Annotated in this window: 29 protein-coding genes; 21 read left to right on the top strand and 8 right to left on the bottom strand. The window is 53.8% G+C overall.

What is annotated here, in order from left to right:
• From GDA65_19100 to GDA65_19055, 10 genes are all read left to right on the top strand, one after another.
• A partial coding sequence (locus tag GDA65_19100) for a hypothetical protein (protein MBA5864794.1) occupies positions 1 to 749 on the top strand: 749 nt, incomplete at its 5' end.
• A 443-nt stretch (positions 750 to 1192) separates the two neighbouring features.
• Positions 1193 to 1903 carry a single-stranded DNA-binding protein gene (ssb, locus tag GDA65_19095; protein MBA5864793.1) on the top strand — a complete coding sequence of 237 codons (711 nt, stop codon included), beginning with the start codon at positions 1193 to 1195 and terminating at the stop codon, positions 1901 to 1903.
• Positions 1904 to 2344: 441 nt separating this feature from the next.
• A complete protein-coding gene (locus GDA65_19090) occupies positions 2345 to 3754 on the top strand; it encodes an HNH endonuclease (GenBank protein ID MBA5864792.1) in 1410 nt (469 codons plus the stop codon).
• A gap of 336 nt (positions 3755 to 4090) precedes the next feature.
• Positions 4091 to 4438: a hypothetical protein gene (locus GDA65_19085; protein ID MBA5864791.1), complete on the top strand. Its 348-nt coding sequence runs from the start codon at positions 4091 to 4093 to the stop codon at positions 4436 to 4438.
• 105 nt (positions 4439 to 4543) lie between these two features.
• Positions 4544 to 4954 (top strand): hypothetical protein, encoded by a 411-nt coding sequence (locus GDA65_19080; protein MBA5864790.1) that lies wholly within the window; start codon positions 4544 to 4546, stop codon positions 4952 to 4954.
• 68 nt (positions 4955 to 5022) lie between these two features.
• Positions 5023 to 5841 carry a hypothetical protein gene (locus GDA65_19075; protein ID MBA5864789.1) on the top strand — a complete coding sequence of 273 codons (819 nt, stop codon included), beginning with the start codon at positions 5023 to 5025 and terminating at the stop codon, positions 5839 to 5841.
• A gap of 140 nt (positions 5842 to 5981) precedes the next feature.
• Complete coding sequence (locus tag GDA65_19070) at positions 5982 to 6380, top strand: hypothetical protein (GenBank protein ID MBA5864788.1); 399 nt, start codon at positions 5982 to 5984, stop codon at positions 6378 to 6380.
• 61 nt (positions 6381 to 6441) lie between these two features.
• Positions 6442 to 6804, top strand: coding sequence for a DUF2493 domain-containing protein (locus GDA65_19065; GenBank protein ID MBA5864787.1), 363 nt, complete (start codon positions 6442 to 6444; stop codon positions 6802 to 6804).
• A gap of 48 nt (positions 6805 to 6852) precedes the next feature.
• Positions 6853 to 7263 carry a hypothetical protein gene (locus GDA65_19060; GenBank protein MBA5864786.1) on the top strand — a complete coding sequence of 137 codons (411 nt, stop codon included), beginning with the start codon at positions 6853 to 6855 and terminating at the stop codon, positions 7261 to 7263.
• Between the two features lie 81 nt (positions 7264 to 7344).
• Positions 7345 to 7533 (top strand): hypothetical protein, encoded by a 189-nt coding sequence (locus tag GDA65_19055; protein MBA5864785.1) that lies wholly within the window; start codon positions 7345 to 7347, stop codon positions 7531 to 7533.
• 372 nt (positions 7534 to 7905) lie between these two features.
• Here the strand turns inward: GDA65_19055 and GDA65_19050 are convergent, their stop codons facing one another.
• Positions 7906 to 8418 carry a hypothetical protein gene (locus tag GDA65_19050; protein MBA5864784.1) on the bottom strand — a complete coding sequence of 171 codons (513 nt, stop codon included), beginning with the start codon at positions 8416 to 8418 and terminating at the stop codon, positions 7906 to 7908.
• On the bottom strand, positions 8415 to 8828 hold the full coding sequence (locus GDA65_19045; protein MBA5864783.1) for a hypothetical protein: 414 nt from the start codon (positions 8826 to 8828) through the stop codon (positions 8415 to 8417). Before GDA65_19045 ends, GDA65_19050 begins: the two co-directional genes overlap by 4 nt.
• A gap of 545 nt (positions 8829 to 9373) precedes the next feature.
• On the opposite strand from GDA65_19045, the gene GDA65_19040 reads away from it, so the two are divergent.
• The 3 genes from GDA65_19040 (at position 9374) to GDA65_19030 (ending at position 12860) form a co-directional block, all read left to right on the top strand.
• Complete coding sequence (locus tag GDA65_19040; protein MBA5864782.1) at positions 9374 to 10447, top strand: hypothetical protein; 1074 nt, start codon at positions 9374 to 9376, stop codon at positions 10445 to 10447.
• Between the two features lie 680 nt (positions 10448 to 11127).
• A complete protein-coding gene (locus GDA65_19035; GenBank protein ID MBA5864781.1) occupies positions 11128 to 11880 on the top strand; it encodes a CHAP domain-containing protein in 753 nt (250 codons plus the stop codon).
• A gap of 8 nt (positions 11881 to 11888) precedes the next feature.
• Positions 11889 to 12860 (top strand): hypothetical protein, encoded by a 972-nt coding sequence (locus GDA65_19030; GenBank protein ID MBA5864780.1) that lies wholly within the window; start codon positions 11889 to 11891, stop codon positions 12858 to 12860.
• A gap of 286 nt (positions 12861 to 13146) precedes the next feature.
• Here the strand turns inward: GDA65_19030 and GDA65_19025 are convergent, their stop codons facing one another.
• The 3 genes from GDA65_19025 to GDA65_19015 form a co-directional block, all read right to left on the bottom strand.
• The gene (locus GDA65_19025) at positions 13147 to 13947 is read right to left on the bottom strand and encodes a hypothetical protein (GenBank protein ID MBA5864779.1); all 801 of its coding nucleotides are present in this window, start codon (positions 13945 to 13947) and stop codon (positions 13147 to 13149) included.
• Between the two features lie 420 nt (positions 13948 to 14367).
• The gene (locus GDA65_19020; GenBank protein ID MBA5864778.1) at positions 14368 to 14583 is read right to left on the bottom strand and encodes a hypothetical protein; all 216 of its coding nucleotides are present in this window, start codon (positions 14581 to 14583) and stop codon (positions 14368 to 14370) included.
• A 478-nt stretch (positions 14584 to 15061) separates the two neighbouring features.
• Positions 15062 to 15247 (bottom strand): transposase, encoded by a 186-nt coding sequence (locus GDA65_19015; GenBank protein ID MBA5864777.1) that lies wholly within the window; start codon positions 15245 to 15247, stop codon positions 15062 to 15064.
• A gap of 285 nt (positions 15248 to 15532) precedes the next feature.
• On the opposite strand from GDA65_19015, the gene GDA65_19010 reads away from it, so the two are divergent.
• From GDA65_19010 to GDA65_18975, 8 genes are all read left to right on the top strand, one after another.
• Positions 15533 to 15862 carry an addiction module toxin RelE gene (locus tag GDA65_19010; protein ID MBA5864776.1) on the top strand — a complete coding sequence of 110 codons (330 nt, stop codon included), beginning with the start codon at positions 15533 to 15535 and terminating at the stop codon, positions 15860 to 15862.
• Positions 15863 to 15866: 4 nt separating this feature from the next.
• On the top strand, positions 15867 to 16208 hold the full coding sequence (locus tag GDA65_19005; GenBank protein MBA5864775.1) for a helix-turn-helix domain-containing protein: 342 nt from the start codon (positions 15867 to 15869) through the stop codon (positions 16206 to 16208).
• A gap of 34 nt (positions 16209 to 16242) precedes the next feature.
• Positions 16243 to 16482, top strand: coding sequence for a hypothetical protein (locus GDA65_19000; protein ID MBA5864774.1), 240 nt, complete (start codon positions 16243 to 16245; stop codon positions 16480 to 16482).
• A 456-nt stretch (positions 16483 to 16938) separates the two neighbouring features.
• A complete protein-coding gene (locus GDA65_18995; GenBank protein MBA5864773.1) occupies positions 16939 to 17316 on the top strand; it encodes a hypothetical protein in 378 nt (125 codons plus the stop codon).
• The gene (locus tag GDA65_18990; protein ID MBA5864772.1) at positions 17313 to 19799 is read left to right on the top strand and encodes an Hsp70 family protein; all 2487 of its coding nucleotides are present in this window, start codon (positions 17313 to 17315) and stop codon (positions 19797 to 19799) included. The genes GDA65_18995 and GDA65_18990 overlap by 4 nt, the downstream gene beginning before the upstream one ends.
• A gap of 2 nt (positions 19800 to 19801) precedes the next feature.
• Positions 19802 to 21229, top strand: coding sequence for an AAA family ATPase (locus tag GDA65_18985; protein MBA5864771.1), 1428 nt, complete (start codon positions 19802 to 19804; stop codon positions 21227 to 21229).
• 721 nt (positions 21230 to 21950) lie between these two features.
• Positions 21951 to 23576 carry a hypothetical protein gene (locus tag GDA65_18980; protein MBA5864770.1) on the top strand — a complete coding sequence of 542 codons (1626 nt, stop codon included), beginning with the start codon at positions 21951 to 21953 and terminating at the stop codon, positions 23574 to 23576.
• A gap of 143 nt (positions 23577 to 23719) precedes the next feature.
• Positions 23720 to 24130 carry a hypothetical protein gene (locus tag GDA65_18975; GenBank protein ID MBA5864769.1) on the top strand — a complete coding sequence of 137 codons (411 nt, stop codon included), beginning with the start codon at positions 23720 to 23722 and terminating at the stop codon, positions 24128 to 24130.
• A gap of 542 nt (positions 24131 to 24672) precedes the next feature.
• Here GDA65_18975 and GDA65_18970 read toward each other — a convergent pair.
• From GDA65_18970 to GDA65_18960, 3 genes are all read right to left on the bottom strand, one after another.
• On the bottom strand, positions 24673 to 25209 hold the full coding sequence (locus GDA65_18970; protein MBA5864768.1) for a hypothetical protein: 537 nt from the start codon (positions 25207 to 25209) through the stop codon (positions 24673 to 24675).
• A 323-nt stretch (positions 25210 to 25532) separates the two neighbouring features.
• Positions 25533 to 26273 carry a hypothetical protein gene (locus GDA65_18965; GenBank protein MBA5864767.1) on the bottom strand — a complete coding sequence of 247 codons (741 nt, stop codon included), beginning with the start codon at positions 26271 to 26273 and terminating at the stop codon, positions 25533 to 25535.
• A gap of 2 nt (positions 26274 to 26275) precedes the next feature.
• Positions 26276 to 26494, bottom strand: coding sequence for a hypothetical protein (locus GDA65_18960; protein ID MBA5864766.1), 219 nt, complete (start codon positions 26492 to 26494; stop codon positions 26276 to 26278).
• Positions 26495 to 26503: the final 9 nt, after the last annotated feature.

Raw genomic sequence — 26503 nt, 5'->3', positions numbered from 1 at the left:
GCCGTCGTCTCTACGCACGCGCTGGGCTCAGCTATGTCTCCGCCCCGTCCACGTTGACGGACCGCAGCCAGACCGCTGAGGCCGCGCCGGCACCAGGACATTCCCTCATCTTCTGCAACACCGAACCTGCTCACCCCGTCACTGTTCGGGACGCAAAAGGCTCTCCCTTCAACCTCTATCACGCACTGCTTGCAGTCCGCTTGGCGCAACAGGCCCTCTCCACATCCGGTCATTTGCCTACCGTCAGCATCATTTGTCCCTATCGCGCCCAGGTCAACCTCATCGAACGACTATTGCGCCTGGAAGAACTGGATGAGCTCGTGCGCGTGGGCACCATCCATCGTTTCCAGGGACGGGAGAGCGACGTCGTAATCTTCGATACGGTCACGACGGAGAATGCGACCCGATCAATGTTAGGCTGGGCCTATGACGATGCGGCCCCGCACAAACTGATAAATGTCGCCCTGACCCGGGCCAAAGGCAAACTGATCGTCATCGGACATCACGGAGCACTCGCCACCCTACAGCACGGGCCTCAGCCGATTCTGTGGGAATGCATCGAAGAAGCCAATGCCAATGGGTTGCATCTCGACGCGACGACCATTCTCCAGGCCATGACCTTCTCACTACATGACAGCCCCATTGAATCGGACGCAGTCCTCTCCCGGGTGTTGGCACGTACCACCGCCTCGCGAGGACAGCTCAAGCCCGTGCCATCACGGCTCATATCCCTCGTCCAAGCCTCCTAGGCAATACCCCTCGCACAACGGCCGCCGCATTCTCCGGCGGCAGCATGACAACTGCCGGTGTTCGTGACCGACGTCTATCTCCATCTGATGACCGGCCACGCCCACATCCAATAGGAGGCCCCTCATGGACACCTCACCCACTCCTCGTCCGCTTACCTATGATGAAAAACGCGCATCGGAAGCCGCCTTTCTCGGCCTCCCCGCGCACCCCTCGTGGACGCAAGGTGCTCAACGCATCTATGCCAAGCTCACGCAGGCTCTGGCCAAGAAGCAGCCGCCGACGGATTTGTTGAACGAGGACCTATGCCCACGGCTATCGTCACTTCCTGCCGTCAACGAGACCACCAACTTGACGCCAGACCGCTGCCAAGTCTGGCACCTCTCACTGCACGCCCCAGCCGAACAACACCTATTCGTGCTCGATCCACAGCATCCCATAAACGATGTCGTACAGACGATCGAGACCAGGTGGCCAGGTCGCGCCTATCAACTCGACCCCGTCACCTGCGGCGTGTTCGCACTTCTCAACATTCCGCAGGAAGCTTTCAATCAACATCCGGAGCGACAGATCATCCATTCCCTTATCGCACCGGCTCGCCCGTCATCGTCCACGTAAGACACGGCCCCATGACTCCGTCTACCAATTCACCACAGCGCGTACCCGCACAACGCACCAGGCCGCACGAAGGCCCGCGCAGCGGGCAGGCATCACAGCGTCACGATTCAGGCACATAGGGTGCTTGAACGAATCACGTGTGCAGGAGGTAACTATGAACACATCCACCCAGACTCCCCAGGAAATGAAGAAACCGTATCGCGACACCAATAAAATCGAGATCGCCGGTCAGCTCGGCCAGAATCCCGAGATCGTCGCGTTAACCTCTGGCCGGATAATCGTTACCGGCTCATTGGCCTCTCATCGGAACTACATGAAGGATGGCCAAACGGCCAAGAAGACCAACTGGGTGCCGTTTACATACCGTGGCGACAAGCCCGAAGAGTTCGCCAATGCCTTACGGAAGGGCGATCAGGTTCTCCTCCTCGGTACCCTCGACTACCGTGAATGGATTGATGAGTCTACACAAACCAAGCGGTCCACCTTGGAAGTCGCCGCGTTCGAGTACAAACTGATCCGCGAGGGCAAGCATCATTAAGACAGTGCGTCGGCCTGCCACCGGGACTCAGATCGGCCCTCGCTGACAGAGTCCCGGTCCCGGCCATGTGGGTAGACGATCCCCACACATCGATCGTCGCCCGTGGATTCTGCGGACTAACAGAATCATCCCTCTCAGTGTAAGGCGTTCAGGAAGGTAGGCTTTGAAGCAGCCAGGCGGGTTGGAATCCGCTTCCCTCTAAGGAGTAGTCAACCGCCCCTCCCCTAAAGGAAGGAGCTTGCAGAAAGGATTCCCGGCAAGCTCGAGGTTGACCAGATCAAGAATGGGTAGGTCCCAATCTACGTTGCAACTAGAGCTAAAGAACCGACCCTGGGATGCTTCCTCAGTCCCAGGCACTCGAAGGCGGCGGTGCAGACAAGGCACGGGTGGCTACGAAACGGCCCCGCCATCCACGCTGGGTTGCAACATGGTCGAGGGGAGATGTGCCGCATGGCACACGTCACCGCCGAAAGGCGAGAACAAAGGAGTAATCCAATTCAATCACAGGTTTTTGTGTTGAACAGAGAAGGACAGACACTGATGCCCTGCCACCCCGCCAGGGCCAGGCAACTTCTCAAAGAAGGACGGGCTGTCGTCCATCGCGCTGTACCTCTGGTGATCCGTCTTAAGAATCGCACCGAAGCCATCGTGCAGCCGGTGCGCCTTAAAGTCGATCCAGGCAGCAAGGCTACGGGCATGGCGCTGGTGCGGCACCAGCCCCCAGCCTCTATTACCGTGCTGAGCCTTTTTGAGCTACAGCACCGTGGTCGCCAGATCAGTGAGTCACTGACAGCCCGCCGTCACATGCGTCGTCGGCGCAGAGGCAACCTGCGCTACCGCGCACCCCGCATTCTTAATCGCGTTCGCTCTGCCGGTTGGCTTCCACCCAGCCTACAGCACCGCATAGATACCACGCTGGCCTGGGTCAAACGCCTTCAACGCTTTGCCCCCATCAAGGACATCAGTTGCGAACTGGTACGATTCGACATGCAGGCGATGCAGAATCCAGAAATTTCCGGCACCGAGTACCAGCAAGGCACGCTGGCTGGTTACGAAGTTCGAGAGTACCTGCTGGAAAAATTCGGCAGGCAGTGCGTTTACTGCGAGGCCAAAGACACTCCGCTACAAATTGAGCACCTCCAACCCAAGGCACTGGGCGGCAGCAACCGGATTAGCAACCTGGTGCTGGCGTGCCAGTGTTGCAACCAGAAGAAGGCTGCGCAGCCGATCGAAATCTTCCTGGCTCACCAGCCCGAGACACTGCGCCGTATACAGGACCAGGCCAAGCGCCCGCTCAAGGATGCGGCAGCGGTCAACACAACGCGCTGGGCTCTTGCCCAGGCGCTGCACTCAACCGGCCTACCGGTGGAGTTGGCCTCGGGTGGTCTCACGAAGTACAACCGCCAGCGCCTCAATGTGCCCAAGACTCATGCCCTCGATGCAGCGTGTGTGGGCGAGTTCAGCGTGCTGAAGGGCTGGCAGCGAAACACCCTGGAGCTTCGCTGCACGGGGCGCGGAAGATATCAGCGCACCAGGCTCAGCAAAAACGGCTTTCCGCGTTGCCACTTGATGCGTCACAAACTAGTCAACGGCTTTCAAACCGGGGATCTGGTCAAGGCCAACGTGCCCTCGGGCAAGAAGTCAGGAACCTACCAAGGGCGCGTAGCAGTACGCGTCTCAGGCAGCTTCAACATTTGGACCGGCAAAGAATTCATTCAAGGAATTTCGTATCGATACTGCAAACTGGTTCAGCGTGGCGATGGGTACGGATACTTTATGCAAACCCTAATCACACACCCCAAAGAGGCCCGAGCACGTTCGACGCACATCGTGCTATCCCCTACGCTTTGAGCGGCGCAGTTTCTTGCACACCTGAACGCCTCCCCGTTCCAACCTTTGGTCTTTCCCCTAGCTCTGGAGACCACTATGCAGAACGCTCCGATCCTTGCGATTATCATCTGCGGGCTCTTCGTCGGAATCAGTGTCGGCCACCCGTTCCTCCGCCGGATCTTGCACAACAAAAGACGACGGCACTATCAACGCCACCCACTCTCCCTCGAACTCCGACACCTCGCCCCTGTCTACCGTCCCAATCGGCATCGCTCCTGACCGCACGCGTCAGGGGCTGAAATCTCCTGCTGGCCCTGCGGGCAGAGTCCTCGCTCGATGACCTTAATGGAGGTGTGTATGTCCAAACCCGCTGCGGCGAAACGGTATACCTTTCCGAGTCCCATGAGTGTGGGAATTGCTCTGACTGCCCTCATCCGTGCCTACGGGTATCATTGTCATTCCCCGGAACCGTATTCCGCACATTCGTGTACCTACCTCGTCGAGAATCCGCACGATGCGGCCGATACGGGCGGGTACACGATCACCCGAAAAACAGCGAGTGCAGAGGAGTACCTGTTAACAATCCACCGCGCCACTGCCCCTCATATGCGGACGCTCATCGAACGGGCACGTAACGAGGCCGCAGCACAGTCCAGCATTCAAATCGTGTCATCGCGCCGCGCCAAGACACAGGCGGCCGCTTAACGCCGAGACACCCGTCTCACGCCTCGACTGTGCACCTTCTCGTGATCAACCCACACTGCGTCTGGATCGCCCCACCCTAACACCAGGCCTCCTGACGGAGGGATTATGCACTCTACTCGTCCGCTTCTGATCGGACTCCTCTGTTTCCTGCTGCTTGTCGTCACCAACATGTCTTGGGCACAGTCCCAATCCATCCCGCCCATTCCAGAGGAACCTTCAGACACTCAGTTAGTGGACGAAGATGTGAACATCGCCACCGGCTTCTATGTCCGCGACTATGCCGTAGGCGGATCTCGCACGGTCAATTACCGGACCGCCAGACAAATCGTGAACGTTCTCCACAATGAATTCGAGAACACTGTCGTGGAGACTCTGCCAGCCCCACTGTTCTACTGGTTTGACCGCGATGGGACCGGCCGGTTCTCCATGTGGATCGAGGCTCAAGGCACCGGGTGCGTCTGTGATGTCCGCCCCTACGCCGATTCGTCCCTGACCGTGGCTCCACGGGTGCCGTGAGATGCGCCCATCCCCATAGGCCCGCTGCGCGGGCAGGTGATCGTCAGGTGTCACCCAGGAGGTCCACCATGATCCCACACCACACCCAGGCCCAGCGTGCAAGCGAGCAGGCCCGACGGCTTGCCGACACATTCATCGGTCGACTAACACAGTCCGGATACACGGCCACCGTCGGTGCCCCAGTTAACTACGGTCACAAGGTATCGCTCGCTCATCCCTCCCTTCCCCACACGCTGCACGCGGTCCTCTATGTGGGCAAAGACAAGACCTCGTTCGTGAAGGAGGGCAAGAACTGGCCGGATGGTTTGTACGATGTGCTACTCCAAGAGTTTCATACGCTGCTGCTCCCACACCCCATGCCTCTGGTGGCTCCCATTACACAGGCAGCAGGATCGACTGTTGCCTACGTCGATGGCTCCTATTGCGAGCAAGACCACAACGCGCACATTGGCTGGGCTTTCGAAATTTGGCGCGAGGGCCAATCCATCGACGGCCAGGCCGGCTCCATCTCACACCCAGACGCATTGAGTCTTCGCAACGTGGCCGGGGAGTGTCACGCGGTCGAACAGGTCCTAGAATGGTGTCGGGCTCATGACTGCACGGACATCGAGATTCGGTTTGACTACACCGGCCTCGCCCATTGGGCGAACGGCACGTGGCGGACCAATGCGGTCCGGACACAACGCTATCGTGAGCGAGTGGCATCCTCCAGAGTCCGCATCACATGGACCAAAATCCAGGCGCATAACGGAGAGTACGGTAATGCACGCGTTGACTTCTTCGCGCGCCACGCAGCCACCAATCATGTCTTTTTTCCTGAGTTACCCCTCTCCATTCTGCCTCCACGCTTGCGCCACTCACAGGTGACACCTGCCCCTGGCCAGTAATACAGCTGTCGATGGCTGAGTGACTCCACCGCCAATTCGAGGCAGACCCCTCCAGTCCAGGCCCGCTACGCGGGCAGGCCGCCTCGGCACGATCACTCGCATGAATCACGCTGTAAAAACACGTCTGTCGGGAGGCTGTTATGCGCATGCTCGCTCTTGTGATGCTCATCCTCGTTCTCGGGGTTCATTCCAATCTTGTGAAAGCGGAGGAGATCACCCCTAACACCCTCCCGACCATCGAACCCACGCTCATAGAGATGCCGTTTGTCGAAGGACAAGGTGCGAGCTATCCCGTGTCGGACCAGGCGCGCGCCTGTCGTCTGGCGTTACCCAAAGCTCAACTAGCCCTCGCCAAAAGCCACGCGCACATGCTCAGGACGCTGGCAGTACGCCCGACCTCCGATCCGATCATCGACATTACGAACCACTATGATCGCTATACTCGCATCTGTACGGTCACCATTCGTCTCACCTGGCCCACGGTGTACACCTACCCTCCGGTGAAGCTGGCCACAGATTTCCGCGTGCCGACGCCCTAACCCGTCGATACCCAAGCCTCATAGAAACGCTCTACGCAGCTGAACTCTTCGAGGAGGTCCTGTGAAACGAGTCGTGCTCGTATCGGGTAGTCGCGACTTTCCCTCCAAGGAATTGGTCATGGACGTGATGCGGAAGTCGTTCCGTGCGGGCGATTGTCTGATCCATGGCTGTGCCAGGGGAGTCGACTCGTGGGCAGAAGAAGCCGCACGTTTAGCCGGAGTGCCCGTGTCCCGACGTCCGGCAGACTGGGACCGATATGGCAAATCACCTGGTATGCTCAGAAATTCTGCCATGCTCCACGAAACCCTCGAGGTGCCGTCGTATCTGATCCTGATTTTCTGGGATGGCCGGTCGCGCGGCACGAAACACATGATCGATGCCTGTCAGGTCAGAGGAGCCACGTACTCTGTCGTACATTCATAGGAACGCAGGGAAGTCCCTGCGACACACACTGGCACCAAAGGAGATCGCATGGGCCGCACTACACCGCTCTGTCCCCAGTGTCAGGAAGTTGGCCCAGACACGGTGATCGAACACTCGACTCTCGGTCTCATCCAATATGAGACCTGTCGAGACTGTACATTTCACAATCTCTCTCGCACATCCTCACAGGGACAATTTGTCATGAGCTGCTATGCGACGCAGGATGAGCTAAATCGTGACCGCTATGCGCTCCACTATCTCACCTGTGTGCGTGACATGAAATACCAGATGTATCAGATCTCCACGGCGTACCCGCGGTACACCCTGACACGACGCGGCCAAAGCGGCCGCACCTACGATAATGCGCACTATGAGTTTTGGTGTAAGGTGGAAACGCTCATCGAGCACCTGTTCACAACTTGCTCGGATGGGCCTCCGCAGCTGTCTCCGTTCCCGTAACCCCGTCCTGCATCTCCCACCTGCGGCTCGCTACGCTCGCAGGGTCGGCTTCCTGTGACTGTTCACCACAAGGAGGTCCCTATGAGACACACCGGCTTTCATTTGCCCATATCTGAAACCTTGAAACTGCGCACGCTTCGTCATGTAACGGAGCAGCAATCCGTCGATACCTTGGCTCGCCTCCGTGCACAGGACCGAGAGATGGATAAGAAGGACGTCGGCGCCATTGCCCGCGCGATCCGAGCTGGACAGTCGCGCATCACACTGTGAAGTCTTACATCACCTATGTTTTAGCGTAGCTGTCTTCTTCCACAAGAAGACCGACAGCGCACGGCGGACAGTATCAATGGCCATAGCGATCCTATCGTCGCGGTGCTGTCCGCGCTCTTCTCCACGTCGCTCCCGCACAAGAAGAGGCCTTCGGCAGGGGCTCGCGACGACGCTCGCCGCGACGCCTACCTACACATTCCTCTGCTACTGCCCACTGGAGTCTTCTGCCATAGTCATGTGGCTATTAAGTATGCGCTCGCGCGCTTTCCGGAATGGTTCCCCGACGGCAGGGCCTCGGTCTCTATTCCACGGCCATACACGCTGTGGCCGTAGGGCCGGCGCGAGCATGCGCTCGCGCCGGCAGTCCCGCTCTCATTGCGACACGCTGATATCCCGCTTCAGGAGCTCGATCCACCACCCCAGCCAGTTTCCATGAATCGCCGCTGCGCCCAACGCTACCCCTGCCAGAACTAAGATCAGATGATCGGCAAACCCAAACGGCTTCCATCGCGCCAACACCCACCGCTCCCGATTCGTCGCATACAATGGCCACCATAACGGCACACCCCCGCTCAGTGCATCCAATACAAGGTGACTCACCCAGCCGATCAAGCCCGCTTCGATCCATATCCATGGCAAATCAAAGATGACGGCCAGGCAAGCGGCAGTCACAATTCCGACCAACGAATGGCTATAGGTGCGATGGCCTACCAGCCCTTTGAATCCTTTGGCCAAGAGAAACAATCGATAGCCAATGGTCGATTGCGGCTCGTCAATGTCCGGCAAGAGCCCAGTTCCTGCTGAGATCAACAGAATCGTGGGGTCTGGGCCAAAAAGCCAGGCTGCCAGCGCGGCTGGCACCAGGCAATGCGTTCGCCCCATCATGCGTCACCTGTATTCTGGAGATGACGCGCATCTTCTTCCCGCCCGATCCACTGCACATCCCCGGCAAGCGAGGCTTTCTTGGCTTGGCGGTAAGCCCGAGAGCGGAGTTTCGCTTTGACCATCCGAATCCGCGACCGAACCACATGCTCTGCATTGAGTCCCATCTGGCGCTGCTTCCTCACCAAATTATTCAATGCCCGCGCCGAGTACGCCGGATACTTGAGAATCATCTGTTCAATGTACCGGTCGAGCCCTCGAAAGCGTCGCTTGATCCTGGGCGAATCTTCATCCAAGAGGATATTGAGCCAGAGACCCACCAAGCGTGGTGATCGGACTCTTGCCTCGTGCAACAGCTCGTAAAAGCGATTCATGTACTCTTCGTGTAACGCTCCCCCTCGCTGCCGTGGCATAGGCACCTCCTGGGGGAGGTATTACCGGATACGGAACGCCGTCAGGGGGCAAGTGGGAGGACGATGACAAGTCTCAATATAAGACACCATATATGCATCCGGTATACGAAATGCGTACGCGACAGTGCTGCCGCACCCTACTCACAGTGCGTACGTCGCTATCGGCCAGCGTGATGGTGACGGGAAAGCGCCGAGGGAGTGTTGAAAAGACGTGGGCCGCGCTGCCGGACAGCTTGCGCTAAATCCATGCCCTGGCGCACTCGCGAACCATCCGCCGAACAGGTGTATGACATTACTCCTATCCTGGGGGGCCGCCTCCCCCACACAACCGTGGATGTCAGGCCGATCCAATGAACTCGTTGTGCACTCACTGGATTCTCGTTTAGATCTGCGTACGCACGACAGCGAAATGTCTTACTTATTTGTCTGACATGTATGACAAATGGATTTAGTGCTGTACTGGCCCGTTCTAGCGCCACGAAGTTAGTAATACATCCCTAACTGAGTGGGCCCGATCTGAACCGCATGACGAACGGAGGCTGTGTATGAGTAAGGCGACTGTTGAACAACCGAAAGCGTCTCGTGGACGCCAACGCCCCGCGTCCTCGGCTCCATGGGTCGCGATCGACGTCGGGTATGGATACACGAAGATCCTGACTCAGGAGGGACAGGCGCACGTCTTCCCGTCTCTGGTGGCGCCGGCGGAGCTCTCCAATATCGACCTGAGCTTGTCCGATCCCCAGGAGACCGTGAAACTCGAGGGTGCAGAGTATATTGTTGGCCAAGCGGCAGTGACCCGTGGGTTTCGCTTTAGCGAGGAATATGACGGCTGGTGGATGACCACGCGCTACAAAGCGCTGCTGCACTATGCCGGCGCCAACTTCGTTCCACCAGGCTCCCGCATCGTGACAGGCATTCCCCTACATATCTTCGGCTCTCAGCGGGCCCAGCACCAAATTAGCGACGTCTTCCGGAAGGCGCTCAAAGCTCCCGCCGTGGCCGTCTTACCTCAAGGATTCGGCGCGCTGTGCCTCGCGATCAGCACCAACTCCGCACTCGCGCAAGGACGGGTGGCCTTAGTCGATATCGGCAGCCGCACAACGGAACTCATTTGTTTCTCCAATGGACAGTACTTGAACCACGAATCGGCGGGGGTCGTGTTGGGGGTTGGACAGGTGTATACACAAGTGGCCCAGAAATTGTCTTCCCAACATCAACGACCGATTGATGCCTACGAGGTGGACTGGGCGTTGCGCGAGGACAAGCCGATCAAGATTAAAGGGGGTGTGGTCGAGCGGCAAGCCTTAGAGGCGCTGGTTCAGCATTATGTGCGACCGTTGGCTACGAGGCTCCACAACGAGATGACACGACTGTGGAAGGAAGGTGCACCAGGCATCGATCACTTGCTTTACTGTGGCGGCGGATCAGCTCTGCTCGCTTCCTATCTCGGCCACTTCAGAGACGACTATTCGATTCTGCCGGAGAGTCAGTTCACCAATGCGGCCGGCTATCTGGAATACATCCGCCTCACCAGTACAGATCAGACACGCGCGCAGGATCAGGGGGCTGAGGATTCCCCACAGGGTGACGCGTCTGCACAGAAGGCCTCGCATGCCTAGAGTCACAGTTTATTTCTCGGAGAAGTCAGCGGACGATATGCGACTGTTTCGGTGGCTAGTTCGGCTTCCCCCGTATCAACGCAGCCGTCACTTCAAGCGGTTGGCGTTGGCCCGCCTCACTAATGGGGCGGGCCGTCCAGGGGCGAAACGGACAGGGCCGTTAGCCCACGCAGCACCGAAACCTAGGACACGTGAGGCTACCATGCCTTTAACCTCGACATTCGTACCGATGAGCCTTGCGGAGACTCAGGCCGCGTTCTTTCGGGCGATCAGGCGTGAAAGGTCTTAAAATGTACTACTGAACTGTATATACATGCATTTTTTGCATCTGGTGTACATACGTCTATTTGCATATAATCGTCGTAGTGAAGAAAAGGACGTTCTCGATGCTGCATCTTGCGGCATCAAGAATATCGAACAATTCGCAACTATTCCGTAGCACCTATTGAGAACTTAGTCCTGGCGGAGCCTGCTAGCTGAATATTCAGGTGGGGCATATGACACCTGATTACGTGATGGGCGCTGACCACCTTGGTAGTCGGCGAACAAATTGACATTACCACAATCGGCTCGGGCTGAGGCTTGTGGCCTCTCTCACCGCTTTTTATTTAGAGAGCTCGCAGAGCCATCTGGCAAGCTCCGCCCAGACAATTCACTCATAAAATAAAAAGGGTACACTTATGCACTCCCGCCGGTCGTTTATCCGCCTAGCCGTCACATTACCATTCTTGTTGCGTGCGCCATCATTAGGAAGAGCGGCGGATGATGCACAAGATACACTGGACGAGCTTCAGTATCCGTCGTTCGATCTAATTAATGAGTCTAGACCGTTTGGCACGCATGCACCCGACAAGGAGCAATACAAGAGGGCAAAGGCGATCTGGGAGGGTGCCCCTAAAGGCAAAGCACCTTACGACATAGCAAATTACTTTCTGAGCTTTGAGAAAACAGACGCTGAGGTTATAACCCAGTGGCCACAAGCCGCCTCATGGAATCCCTTAATTGTCGAATTTTTTAGTGCTACAAACTATAGGGCCGAAAATGATCTGACTCCGTGGTGTGCAGCTTTTGTGAATTGGTGCTTAAAACGTTCTGGCCGACAGACGAGCGGCAGTCCGAAATCTCAATCATTCCTGAACGAAAACTTCTTCGAACAGACAAAAATACCAAAGATAGGTGATCTTGCAGTATTTACTTGCTATGAGATCAACACCACAAAGTCTGTTGGACTAGGACATGTTGCATTCTTAGCTAAACTACCAAATCCAACCGACACTCAAATTGTATGCCTTGGCGGCAACCAAACCAAAGAAAAGAACTCTAGGATTTGCCAAACACCGTATGCATTAGATGCAGTCAGGACAAAAAGAACGATAAATAAAAAACGCGTCCCTGTAGATATAAAGTTTAATACTTACATTAGGATTGTTTAGGAGGAGTCATGCAAGCGATTGCTTGGTTAGCTCTATTGTTGTTAGCGACTTCAGCTCAAAGTTTTGCCGCGACCAAAAAAGAAATTCTGGAAATCAATACGCCGGCAATCGTGTACCTAGAAGTAACTGATAACGAAACTAGTCAAGTAGTCAATTCTGGAACAGGATTTGTTGTGTCGCATGACGGCTATGTCGTAACAGTGGCGCATCTCAAAGCGAGCCCGAATCAGACGATGTGGTCGACAGTGGGAGCGCGCTTTGGCACACGGTTCCCTCTAGTCCTTAGAGAAGTGGACGAAATAAATGATGTTGCTTTATGGCAATTCCCTCAATCTCAGACATGCAAACACACTGTTACGCTGACTAAGAAAAATGCAGAAGTTCAGGAATCGGTATTAGCCTTGGGCTTTCCCGCCCACCTTGGTTTGACCTCGGCTAGTTCTTCGATAATTAACTTGCAGTCCGAAAGAGGATTTCACAAAGTAGATGGTTTTCTTGAGGGTGGGTTTAGTGGGGGGCCAGTATTTAATGAGGACGGGAGAGTGATGGGATTGGTGCAAGGCGGGACATTACCTGGCACAGAAAATAACGATATAGTCCCGATCTCACTTGCGATTAATCTTATTTCTAAGAGAAATGCATTGGCAGGAATTGAATCGGAGATTCCGTTTCCAGAAGCTTGTTACTCAACTTGTCGTCACAACACCCATGGTGTTGAGAAATGGCAATCTATACAGCCATGGAAGGATAATACTAGTTGGTTAGATGGGGGAAGCAATCCAGAGGCAGAATGCAGAAAAATTGCGGCGGGGATTCAAGCTCAAACTCAAGGCTCTGTAGCAGAGGTCACTTCGACTCGTGAGGAGCATCAACGCGATCCTTTTTTTCATGATACCTATAAATATTTCTGCGAGGGTGTAGTGAAATCAAATCCGATTTTTAATAAAAAACGGTCTGAAGCCTGTGGTCTCTGGAAGTAAGCTCTTAATCCCGATCTAAACGGAAAAGGCCACCTCTCACGTCTCCGAAGACAAAAGCGCAAGCTGCTCGCAGATCGATTCTGCATAAAAATGAGAACCTTCTGGCAAATAACGATGGACCGAATTCGACTCACCTTTCCTATTTGGGAAAAGCGTCAGAACGAAAGCGAGCGGCATACGCTTTTAGATGATCTAGTTAGAACGTGGCAGAAGTCCTGGTATTTGCGCCATGGCCCTACTGCCACTGTGATTTTCCATTTACTCATGTCTCCGTCGGTATCCCAAATTAGCGAGGACAATTAGAAATAGAGCCCGGAGTCGAGTTGCTTTTGAGTGGCTGTGCGCATAGTGACCTGAGAGTTACCACTCCGGGCACATTTGTAGATAGGTCGTCACCGAAGGATTTGTCAGTGATATGCGGCTTTGTGGTTTTGTATGTATCAATATCAATTAATACAGCCGTTAAATTAAAGTCGTTCGACTGAATAGCTGTTGTCCCATATACCTTCCCATTCGCTCCGAAGGCAGGACCAGACGCTGCAAAATCCGCTTTTTGTTCGACATATATCCTCTTTAGCAATCGCGACAGCAAAAGACTTTTTATCCAATACTGCTTCTGAGCAGGCTTAGTCTGTGCATAATTGTGAAGTGCGGCCACCGGAATTTCTGGTGTGGGGATATCTGCACGGGACACGTCGACTATCGAAATTTCTGCCACTTGATTGGCCTCAAGAGACAATCCAACTGCAGTATAATTCCCAGATGTCTGGCCTCCAGCAGTGACTTTTCCGTTGTAAACTTGATTGTCCTCCTTGGCCAAAAATATTTCTTTCGGATTGAATCCCTCGGGACGAATAACACTCGTAGCTGCCAACCTGTATAAGCCAGGCTTAGTCGGATCTTCCTCCAAAATTGCTCCAATATTATCTGGCAAATTGAATCGGTAATCTGCAGAATTGGCTATGCGTGTGCGGTTGGTATAGTCATTAGGAAGACCGTCGTCCACAGTTTGATTCGCGAAGCGTACACCCGTACAACCGCTCAGAATACATGCGAGTGCTATTGCCGGTGCTATCCTGGAATACATTCTGCCTCCTAGATAGATTGATATGTGCTACTGATTGTCTTCTCGAGTGATTCCGGATGTAAGGAGCGTCACGTCTCCTGCCAGCGGTACTCGGTAATTGGGCGATTTTCGACGTAGCGATACGTACAACTACAGTGAATTACCTGGGATGACAGTAGACTTATATCTCTATGGAGTCAAGCATCCGGAGCTGCTCACTGCATAACCAGGAAGGTTGACAATCATTATTGCCTTCCATGCCGTTATTGCTGCTATGACTCTTGCGAATATGGAGTCAGCAGCACTTACCGGTGATTGCTGTTCTGGAGTCACGGCGAGCCTCCACTCATTTGGCTCATTGCAAGTAGCAAAGCAGAACGCTGAAACTTGGGTTTGAAAAGCAATCCCCCCAGAGACCTCCCTGAACTGTAAGCTCCCCCGTCAAGGCGGCACTGATAATGGAACACTTCGGGCTTCAAGATTGGTCCGATACGTGGCCTGCGGCCGTCCCCGCCAGGCGACGACCTGTTCCAAGACGCGCACCACGCGCTCAGCGGGTAGCGACGTATCCACTTCGATGGTCAGGCCCTCCCGCACGCCTTCGTCATGAATATTGAGGGTTCGGAATCGTCGTCCGTCATACAAGGTGTCCCTCATGAAGTCGATGGTCCACACGGCGTTGGGTTGTGGGACGACGACGGGCGGTTGTCGAACTCGAACTGGTAGCCGCTTCCTCGTCTGACGAGGCAGATTCAGTCGGAGCTGCCCGTACACCCGCTAGAGTCGCTTGTGATTCCAGGGATGCCCATCGAGCCGCAGACGGGCATAACATTTCCAGAAGCCCCAGCGACTCTTCGCTGCCACGAGCGTCGTGGGCGCGGCAATTACCGGCGCATCCTGCCGCACTCAATCCATGAGCGGCCGATAGTATGTGGCTCGATGCAATCCCACGGCACGACAGGCCCGCTGAACCGGAAGGCCATTGACCGTCACCAGATGCGTGACGACCTCCCGCCGTTCAGCAGGCCTTAGAGCTTTTTTGCGATGAAATCCTTCAGGGCCAGATTCTTAAACGACAAATCCGCATACATCCGCTTGAGGTGGCTATTCTCCTGTTCCAATTCTTTCAGCCGATTCACATCAGAAGCTTCCGACCGCCATCCTTGGCTTTCCACTTGTCGGACGTGGCGGAGCTGATGCCGTAGTACCGCCAGATCTCATTGACCGGGCGACAGGCGTCAGCCTCTTTCAGAATGGAGACAATCTGCGTTTCAGTGAACTTCGACTGGCGAATGGGAACCTCCCAGCTGAGGGTGACTATTGTGCCAAAACGTTCTCCTTACTGAGTGTCGTGATTTACCGGGAGCTTACAATGCGCGTAGACAAATTGCTTCCCTTTGAAATTAGGTGTTGGGATCCTACCCCCTTGATCTATCTCACCCCTACCCCGCCCAACTGCCCATGCCTTTATGGCCCCGCTCCCACAGAAAATCGAACGGAAACGCCAGGATCCATATTTGAATCATTATGCACAGGAATATATTAAAGGCAGATCATGTTATTGAAAACATATGTATTTAAAGGCATACTTGTTCTGTGGCATGAGATGTTGCATTTTTATACAGACTTGGCCCTGGAGTTCGACGAGCTGCTGGCTCATCTTCACCTTCTCGGGGAATTCGGCCCTGTACTCGGACACCCATGGGCCGACACCCCAAAAGGCTCCAGGCATGCGAATATGAAGGAGCTGAGGTTCAATGCCGCGGATGGGGTCTGGCGGGTGGCTTTTGCCTTTGATCGCCGCCGCCGTGCCGTCGTGCTCGTTGCCGCAGACAAGTCAGGTGGAAGTGAAAAGCAGTTTTACAAAGAGTTGATCCGCAAGGCCGACAACAGGTTTGACCGGCATCTTGGCGCGACGAGAAAACGAAAGAATTAACATCATGGCTACCACACTGAAAGATAAAATGAAGAAGCTGCCGGCGGCGCGCCGGAAGAAGGTCGAAGCGCGCGCGGCTCAACTGATCGCGCAGGAAATGACCTTGCGTGAATTGCGCCAGGCCCACAGGCACACCCAGGAACGCATTGCCGAAACCCTCGGCATCGGACAGGAAGGGGTGTCCCGCCTCGAAAAGCGCAGCGACCTCTTGATTTCAACACTGCGCAGCTACATCGAAGCCATGGGAGGCAGCCTGTCGATCATCGCAAAATTCCCGGATCATCCGCCTGTTGAAGTCGCAGGCCTGACGGCGATCGACGCTGAAACAGCAACAGTTCACTCATGACATATGAGTTCCTTGACTATCGAAAGGACATACGTTGAACGAACCGTTCCACTCGGTCAGCGGCTATGTGCTCAACTTGTCTGATACAACATTTGGCCGCTTCATGGCCGATGCTGTAGGCATCGATACCCACGACTCAAAATATCCATCTCAGGGATCATCAAAGTCCAAGAAGCTGCGTACTTTCGGACCTTTGGCGCCGGATCATCTGGCTGGCAAAGCGATCACTGCTCTTATCACATATATAGGAGCGCATCCCCCTCCGACGAAATAAGCTCGGAACAGAATAAACTGATTGAAACCTGCAAGAGAATCGGCCATCGCCTCCTCGCGGGAAAGGTCAACTTCGATCCTCTAAAGCGGACAGCCGCCGCCATCGACGCCCGCTACCTCACGGAGCAAACCAGACGCATGGAACAATGCGTTCATTCCGATCCGGCACTCGCCATCGGAACGGCCAAATGTCCACCTACTTTGCTCGACTACTCAAAGTTTCCAAGATCTTCCAGAATTAGCTGCCATTCTATAGAAACTTATATCCATTACGCTTGGAGGGAGAGAACTTTTCTTCAGGTACCCCCCTTATGGGCTGTGGCCCAGATACAATCAATTTCAGTATACTGCCTCCGTTTCATTTGTTTCACACACGTGATCGATGGTGAGCCCGTTCACTGCAGTGACGTGCTTTCTTCAATCCCGGCATTTGTATTCAGATACGTCTACTAAAAAAATGGATCGCAATAGCGACGACCTCACAGTTGGCTCCTATCAGCAACTCATAATCGAAATGACCATCGAAAGTTGGCGATTCGCGAAACTATTTCAAAAGGTCCTTTCTAGACTTGATGCTGGAGATGGTGATCGCTATGCGAATCAACTTCGATACTTTCACCGGAAAATAGAAGAAAAGCTTCAGGCTGTTGGGCTGACGCTCGTCAACCTAGAAGGTCAGCCCTTTGATTCTGGAATTGCTGCCGACCCTGTCAACCTTGCCGACTTCCCATCCGACGCACCCCTACTAATTGATCAGATGATCGAACCGATTATCATGGGCCCCACAGGTCTAAAAAGAGCCGGAACAGTGATGCTTCGAAAGGCGCACATATGAATTACGTTGGCATCGATCTAGGCACCACCAATAGCGCCATTTGTTCATACAACGGTGAAACTGTACGCCTTTACAAGAGCCCGGACCAACATGACGTTACGCCTTCAGCCATCTTTTTTGATAAACGGGGGAAATATGTCGGCTCGCGCGCATATGCAAGCGCGGCCCGAAGCCCCGAACGTGCTGCCGTCAAATTTAAACGGTTCATGGGCACTAATACGCCAATTGATCTATCAGCTGTGCCTCGCACCATGACGCCAGAAGAATGCTCTGCTGAAATCCTGCGGACTCTGTTTGGGTACCTACCGGAAGAAATCCGAAATAGTGACGAAGTCGGCACTGTCATCACTGTCCCAGCAGCATTCAATCAAATGCAAAAAGACGCTACAACGACTGCAGCCACACTTGCCCAGATCGGGCAAGTCGCTCTGATGCAAGAGCCAGTTGCCGCCGTCATGAGCGTCATGCGCCAACGAAAGCAGGATGGCCTTTTTTGCATCTATGACCTAGGAGGCGGCACCCTGGACATTGCCGTCGCCCAGAGCACAGCCGGACGGGTGAGCCTTTTAGCTGGTGGCGGAATTGCGATGTGCGGAGGAGCTGACTTTGATCGCCAGATTTTCGATGCCGTAGTTAAGCCATGGTTGTTTCACACTTTCTCTTTACCCGATGAGTTTGACAGGCAATCGCGCTATAAGCCTCTGGCTCGGATGGCTCTCTGGGCGGCTGAAAAGGCTAAAATCGAGTTATCACAACGAGAAGATAGCCTAATCAGCCTTTCCGAGACAGAACTCAATTTGACAGATGAGAACGGAAGAGAACTTTACGTCGATGTACCGTTCAAACGACAGGAATTTGACGAACTTATTGCTCCAAAAATTTTAGATTCCATTGAGGCCGCTCGCACTACCTTGCGGAAAGCGGGATATGAGCCGCAAGACGTCGAAAGAATGATATTCGTCGGAGGCCCCACTCAATACAAACCACTGCGCGACAAAATATCTTCTGAACTGGGTATTGCCGCTTCGAGTGAAATCAACCCCATGACCGCAGTTGCGGAGGGGGCCGCAATATTTGCCGAATCGATAGACTGGAGTACAACCAATCGAGAACGGAAGAAATCGCGCGGAACGATCACGATCGGCGGACCCGTCTCGGTTTCCTTTGTCTACACAAGCCGGACGCCTGATCTGAAAGCCAAGATTCTAGCAAAAGTCAGTGGCACAATTGCCCTCGGCACAGAGTTTCAAATCGACTGTCTCGATAACGGATGGTCTTCCGGTCGTCTTTCCCTTCGCGACGGGGCCTCAGTGGACGTGGTCCTCAGCCGGCCGGGAGAGAATAGCTTCAAGGTGTATGTGCTGGATGCCGCTGGGTCACCGCTAACCCTTGACACGTCTCACCTGATAATATCTCGAACAGCTGCGACCATTGATGCCATACCAGCTTCCCACTCTATTGGCGTCGCTGCCAAGGACAAGATCGGCGGTGCGGTTGGGCTAATTTACTTAATTCAGGAAGGCGAGCCTCTACCCAAAAAGGGAGCATTATCCTTTCGTGCTGAGACGTCCTTGAAGGCTGGCACTGCCGACTCAATAAATTTCAAACTCTGGGAGGGTGATTGCAAGGACCCCATCACGGATAATCGCTTTATCGGGCTCTTCAAAATTACTGGTCAAGATTTCTCGGATGGCGCCATATCCGCAGGAGCGGAGCTTCACTGCGAGTATGAGATTCTCGATTCCGGGCAAATCATCCTCGGAGTATCAGTTCCCTCAATCAGCGGCTCATTTCAAAACAGTCGAAACTTCTATTCTCGCCAAGAGGGTCAAATTGATTACAGCAAGGCCGCCAAGTTGCTTCAAGAACAGGCCAGCCAGGTCCAGGATCGCCTCGACGAGATGGTCTCAAAGGTCGACGACCCGCGCTTGACTGAAGTCCAAGAACGACTGAGCCGTGCTGAAACCGCCGTCGGGATGATGGATCCCGAGACTACCAAACAGGCTCTCGACGATGTCCAACAGTTAAAACGCCTGCTGGCTGAAACTCGTCAAACACATCTAAAGACAATTCGTCAGCTCGAACTAGACAAAGCTGTGACATTTTTTCAGAAGCATGTGCGTCCTCACGCACGCCCCTCGGAGATATCTACCTTCGAAAATTTGGTGAAGACCGCTGAAAGTGTCATCATGCGCTATAGTAGTACCTTCGAATCGCATCTGGATGAACTTCGCGGGAAGAACTTCCTCATTCTTTGGAGGCAAGATTGGTTCGTGATTGACCGCTTTAAGATGTTTGCCGAGGCCGTGCATTTATATCCTGACTGCCAAGAACACGCGCAGCTGGTAGCGGCCGGTACTGAAGCCCTCAGGGCGAGCGATATGGAGAAAGTCCGTCACATTGTTGCTCAGCTGGAGGGTGCCAGGATCGGCACCGCGGCCGACGACGATATGGTAGCTCCAACAAATATTGTCCTTGGATAACTATGGCGCTCGTAAATTGGCTCCCAATTGGATTTCACCTGCCCGATGGTAGTTCCACGAGACAAGCACTGTATGAGGGACAGGGCTGGCAAATCGTTCAAACAGTCGGCGGCAATCGCGCTCTGCTCGCCACCGCAGACCTCACTGAAAAATGGATCTGCGCAGGTTTATTAGCGTCTAATACACTTCCTCGGTTTTGCTTCGGCACGTTGCAGCTTTCTATGATCGCTAGTCCTGCGGACCAGTTATTATGTCCGGTCTCCTCCGGACCTGCCCCAAATTCGAAGAGTGAAGCCCTTGCTTTTGCCACCGCACTCAAAGCGACCAGAGCATGCGACAGTGTCTCGCCGCTCCAGGACTCACTCTACATCGAAAAGCTTCAACGCCTTTTGCCTACCTATAGCATCAGTTCTTGTACCGATGATGCCACCGTGTTGGGGTATTGGCTCACAGGAGGTGCTCGAATCCCAGTGACATCCTTTCGGCGTCTCACTCACACTTTGAATTGGCTAGATGCCACTCACCTAAAGGATATCGTTGAGGAGGCGGGCTTCTCCGTCAATGAAGGACCACTGGTGGACTCTCAGCCCGTTTCGCCCAATTCAGTGGCAGTCGCTCAACCATCCCTTCAGCCCGCTAAAAGTACCACCACCCCCCAAGCCCGATTCGAATTACCAGGGCGACCAGAACTCGAAACGTTTTTCAACGAACATGTCGTGGATATCATCGAACATCCGGATCGTTATAAGGCGCTTGGGATCACCTTTCCATCGGCAGTCGTCCTTCATGGCCCACCTGGATGTGGCAAAACATTTGCGGTGCAGCGGTTGATCGATTTTTTAGGGTGGCCTAGCTACGAAATCAATGCTTCCAGTGTGGCGAGTCCATACATCCACGAGACTAGCCGAAAAGTCGCTCAAGTTTTTACGGATGCCATAGAGCATTCACCTTCAATCATCGTCATTGACGAAATGGAAGCGTTCTTAGCCGAAAGAGCACCCGGAGTCGGACATCATCGCGTAGAAGAAGTCGCCGAGTTTCTTCGACGGATTCCTGAAGCGGTCCATCATGGAGTGCTCGTCGTTGCCATGACTAATAAAATTGAAATGATAGACCCCGCCATTCTTAGAAGAGGACGGTTTGACCATATCATCCTCGTAGGGAATGCCACTCAGCCAGAAATCGCAGATCTTCTCACAACCCTACTGTCTTCCTTACCCACTGAACCCGATGTCGAAATCACACCACTCGCCAAGGCATTGTCTGGACGACCGTTGTCTGATGTCTCATTCATGGTGCGAGAGGGCGCACGATTGGCCGCCAGGTCGGGAAAGGCACGGTTGGGGCAAGCACATATGCTAGCGGCCTTGCACGCAACACCAACCCGTCAAACGGATAACGCGAACACGGCCCGCATTGGCTTCGTTTAAGGATAACCAAAGGATCTTATTTTTGAATGAAAGACAGGGCGATTGGCTTTAAGGGATTGGCCATCATGCTTTCGGATGTGGACAGTCTTGTCCATGTTGCCCGCTGGATGGCATCACAATCTTCTGGAAACGCCGCGGTTAGCAGTCTTCCATCCGAAGTAGTATCTACCACGCACAGTTCTTCGCATCCAACTGGCCAAAAGCAGCCGAGTGACAAATCCCCTAGACCTTTCGTTCGAATGTTCGTGACAGGCGTGGGAATCGTATTTGTACTGGTGTTCCTCTATTCCATATACCAGAACACCCCTCAGCCCCGTGCCTCCAGGCCAGTATCACCAGCCGCAGGTAAGCCAACTCCTCCGTCCGATTTCTCGCAAGAGTTTACGGAAGACATGCCCCCCGTAGGTAGTGACCGCATCTTGACCTCTGCTCAACTTAAATATTGCTTGGCCGAAGCGATACGACTCGATGCTGCCTCACTGCAAGTCCAGGAAACTGATGACAAGTACGAAGTCTTTCGGTACGACGGCATGATAGCCGACTACAATCGACGATGTTCCCACAATCGATATCATCACGATACTTATGAGGCGGCACAACGGGCAGTGGAACTCCAGCGCGCTCGCCTGGAAGCGGAAGGTGCGAAGCGGTTCCATAACTCTTCCGATCCCGTAACTCCGAACTTAGAAACAGGGCCCCGCGAGAGGAGCAGGATAATTAGATGACCACTACCGCGTTGGAACAAAACGCGTTTTGGGTACTCGGTGCATCGACGAGGGATGATCGACGGAGGTTGATTGAGCTGGCCGACGAGCGTTCGCTGGAGCACGATGCACAAGCCTGTCAAAAAGCCCGGGCTGATCTGAGCAACCCCCGTACGCGCTTAACAGCGGAGCTCAGTTGGTTGCCAGGTCTAGCCCCGAATCGGGCTACTCAACTCGCCCAAAAAGCACTCACTCATCCCATGTCCATTACAGATGAAACCGGATTGCCCGCTTTAACTCATGCGAATCTTATCGCGGCCGCCATTGAACGTCTTGACGATACAGTTAATGCGCTCACGATGGCTAATCTCATTGAACGATTGGCGAACCTTGCTAGTGACTGCATTCCTGAGGCGATCACCCTCTCGCTTAATGAAGATCGCAGCATAGCGGGGTTTCCGCCGGTAACCGCAGAAACCGTTTCAAACGAGTTACAAGAGCGAGTTTATTACTATCGAACCGCGATCAAAGAGTGTCTAGACCGTATACCCACAGCTGAGCTCATTAAGGCAGTTACATTGGCGGTCGATAACGCTACCAAGAGCGGCAGCGTAAATCCACCTATGCTGATCGATGAAGTAGTTGGCGCTTATGAAGTAGAAAGCCAACCATTTCTTCAGCAAGAGGCCACCAACATCGAGAAAATCGTGTCGACCATCGAATCGGAGGCGGAACAGAAAGGCGTTGCTGTTAATCAGTTCATTGATGTATTGGTCCACGTAGTCCGGAATTGGGATACCGTGGCTCAACCGATTCAATTAAACGCCAAAGCGCGAGGCCAACAACATGAAATCAGCCGTGAGGTAGCGCTTAACATTAGAGGACTAGCCATAACATTGACGAATAAGCATGGCTGTGTAGCGGAATCACAGCGCTTAACAAATCTCATTCAAAGCGTTTTTGCTGAATTGCCTGAGGTTCGAGAGCGGGTTGAGGAGGATGCTGCCACTCTACAGCAAATCATTCAAGCCCAGCAGCAAACGGTAGCAGAACTCGACGAATGGAGACGCGCGATCACCTACCAGGTTGAGATTGGAATCCTGTTCAAACAGACGTTTCGAATCTCGGCGGAAGGCATCGAGTGGAAGAACAAAAATTACAGCTTGGCATCTATCACACGCGTACGCTGGGGAGGCGTTCGTCAGTCAGCAGGCGTAATACAGTATACGATCGCGTTTGGAGATTCCATATCAGAAGCAATAATCTCACTGTCGCGGGAACCTGTCTTTCTGTCCATTGTGGAAAAACTATGGCTCTCTGTAGGCACACGTCTTTCAATCGACCTACTTGGGAAATTGCGCGACGGGGAGGAAATATCCATCGGAGATGTCGTTGTGAAAGATGACAGTGTCTTGCTAACGAAACATAAAATGTTCGGGGATGAATCGGTATGGTGTTCGTGGCACGATACAAAGATATGGATCAATGATGGGCATTTTCAGATTGGCTCCTCCACAGACGACAAAATATACAGCGGACTCTCATATATCAACGTTCCGAATGTTCATATACTCGAGCGCATAATTCGCGCGGCTTTCAAGCATCCTCCTGGATTTAATCGGCTGAGCGACATACTCAGCTAATGGACAAGTCAGAGCGTTGAGATTCACCCTACCGGAACGCACTCATCCTTGCCAAACGAAGCAACCCTTCGCCTATGTCTGAGCCAGCCTGACGTACCAATCTCCAGCATCGGCGCCAATCATTTAACGTCCCTCCGCTTAGGGTGCCGGGGCAATCCCTCGACGAGCGAATACAGGCACTTCGAGACAAAATTAGCGACCTGCTCATCCCTTCACTCGTCTTCATCACCCTCGCAATGTACGGATGGATTCAATGGTGGACAGGACGACAGATCCACCCCCTCGTTTTCTCCATTGTGGCAATCCTCACCATTGCCTATGCAGGACAGCGAATCTGGTACCTTCGGGAGACTATCATGCATCTCCGGCTGGGCAGGGACGGCGAGCGTCCCGTCGGACAAATCCTCGAACAATTACGAGAACAAGGCTATTCTGTGTTTCATGATATTCCCGGTCCATCGTTTAATATTGACCATGCTCTCGTGGGGCCTGCCGGAGTGTTCACCGTTGAAACGAAATCACGGACGAAGCCGCTGCACGGACACAGCAAGTAATTCTACTATGGTAAATCTCTGCAGATCGCAGGCAATGGCGTAGCGACCAAGCCGTTGGATCAAGCGCGGGCACAAGCTCAATGGCTGACCACATTACTAAATGGGACCGAGAGCGGTATGTACAAGGCCAGGCCGATTCTGGTGTTTCCAGAGTGGTATGTCGAGCCGACGGGGAGACGGAATCGCGAGGATGTCTGGGTAGTGAATCCTAAAGCCCTCGGTACATTTCTGGCTTGTGAGCCTACTGTCCTCTCTCGCGCGGCCATGAATTCAGCAACACAGATCCTGGCTCATTCCTTCCGGAACCCAGTGTAAGGGTCTCGTTGATTCGCATTTCAACCATCCAAAGATCGTGAATCCGCATAAACACTACCGCCTGACTGATTCAAAAAACTGTGCACCATCTAAATATAGCTTTCTCGTTGCCAATTCCGTTTGCCATACCCAGCTCTCCGCCAGTGGGCGACGTCGTTCACGCTAGCGAAGCTGTCATTCGTTAAGTGCCGGGAAGTCTTCTCCAAGTAATGATGCCAAGCCGGACATCATCCTCGAATAGTGATTTCGACCGCTTCAGGCTTGACGCCGAAAGTTTGCGCAAGTTGCCGCTTTGCCTCTGTGATGCTTAGGACCGCTTCAGGATTCCTTGCCAGAGCGGGTAGTTCGGCTGGCACAGGAGACGCCCTCTCCTGCGGCATCGACTGAAACGTAACCTCGTCTAGATTGATACCTAATTGAGCTAGCGACTCGTATCGCACTGGATTGCGCCCATGATCCCAAGTATTGGGAATTGCGATCCGTGCAAACTCGCTGATGGCGATGATCCAGCGGTCACCCTCACCATCATCTTCCGGTTTCCGAATGGCAGAAATTCGCCCGAGCAGGAAACCCATGCCGTGCGGTTCAGTGGCATCCGAAAACTCGTGATCGGGGTTGTGGCGATTTTGGGTACAGACCAGCCATGTGCATTGCTTCGCGCGAACCGGATTCAGCACCCACGCTTTCGACCCACCTTCACGGACGATGCGCTCCGGGCTTCGAGCAGTAAAAACAACGATGGTGTCTTCGATGGCGGTGGTCATAGCGGCTCCTTTTCGGTGACCATACTTCCAACAACACCATAGTAGCATGTATTATCGACATTGCCAATATGTTTATAAAAGTATGTTTTGGCCGTCACAATTGCGCCGAAAGTAAGATCTGCATCCCTGCATTTTGCACCCAATCGCGCAATGTATGGGCGACCTGGGCGAGAATCTCCCGCAGCACTTCGCGTTTCGCATAATTGCTGACACCGGCGGTTCACTCGGAGCGATTTGGCCCTGAAACGTGAGGCCACTTCCGGGATGCATCAAAAGGAAACTACAACGCTGAACATAAATTCTCATGCGCTCGAGGCAAAATATCAACACACATCGTACAGGCGATTCCGGCGCTTTTCTTCTGCCGCCTCCCGTCCACCAATCACAAAATAGACATAGGGAACACAGAGCGTGGCGATAGTCACCAGAATGACTACCGTGGCTGATGGAATCATGACCTCGCGCATGCTAATCACCCAGTCTTGCACCCCGACCGCCATCTGATCGGACATCACCCCTCGTAGTAACGGCCAGAGAACCTTAAAGCCTTTCTGTACATGTTCTGGGGTCAAGAGCTGATACATAAAATTAAAGAAGACGGACAGGAGGATCACCTTAATGATATTAGCCACGATCATCGACTGATAAATGTCCTGTATCGCCCGTTTACAGACTTTTCCGATGTAACACGACCCGAGATTATGCCCAATCATCACCGCATACCCCACGCCGTATGTAATCCCGATCAGCTGGGCGAACACCTGATCGAAGAGACTCGGATCCGGATCCCCGAAGATCGGCATCAAGCTCCCCATGACACCGAGTCCCATCGGCACTCCTAGCATATTGATTAGCCCATCAACCACGACGCTATGCACTCCCACCTCAGTATAGGCAAAGCTGCGATCGAGCAGAATGAGATGTTCCGGGAGCGGCGTACCAAGCTTCTCCACCACCGCCAACTCCTGAATCTCGCTGATCGCTGCAATCAGACTTCGGGGACGGCTTCGGCCTGAAGCTCCCTCCGCAAAGATCGGTCCTCGCCGCGAAGCTGATTGTTCCATTGTTACATGCTCCCCGAGCCGATCAGGTTGATCAGCGGCCGAAAATACGACAGCAAAATCGTCAGCATGAAAAACAAGAATCCCAGTGCAATCCGTTGTTTGTAGGCCCCGAACCAGAACGTCGCCGCCAGAGTGGAAGAGGCCAGGATGCGGAGCGGAACACCGGCCAGCAACGTCGTATTGACCCACGATGACACGGCAATAAAAGTTTCCGGATCCATACCTGTACT

The sequence above is a fragment of the Nitrospira sp. CR1.1 genome (assembly GCA_014055465.1).
In the GTDB taxonomy this organism is placed as follows: Bacteria; Nitrospirota; Nitrospiria; order Nitrospirales; family Nitrospiraceae; genus Nitrospira_A.
Note: the sequence above shows the minus strand (reverse complement) of the source record. Positions and strands in the feature narration are given on the sequence as shown.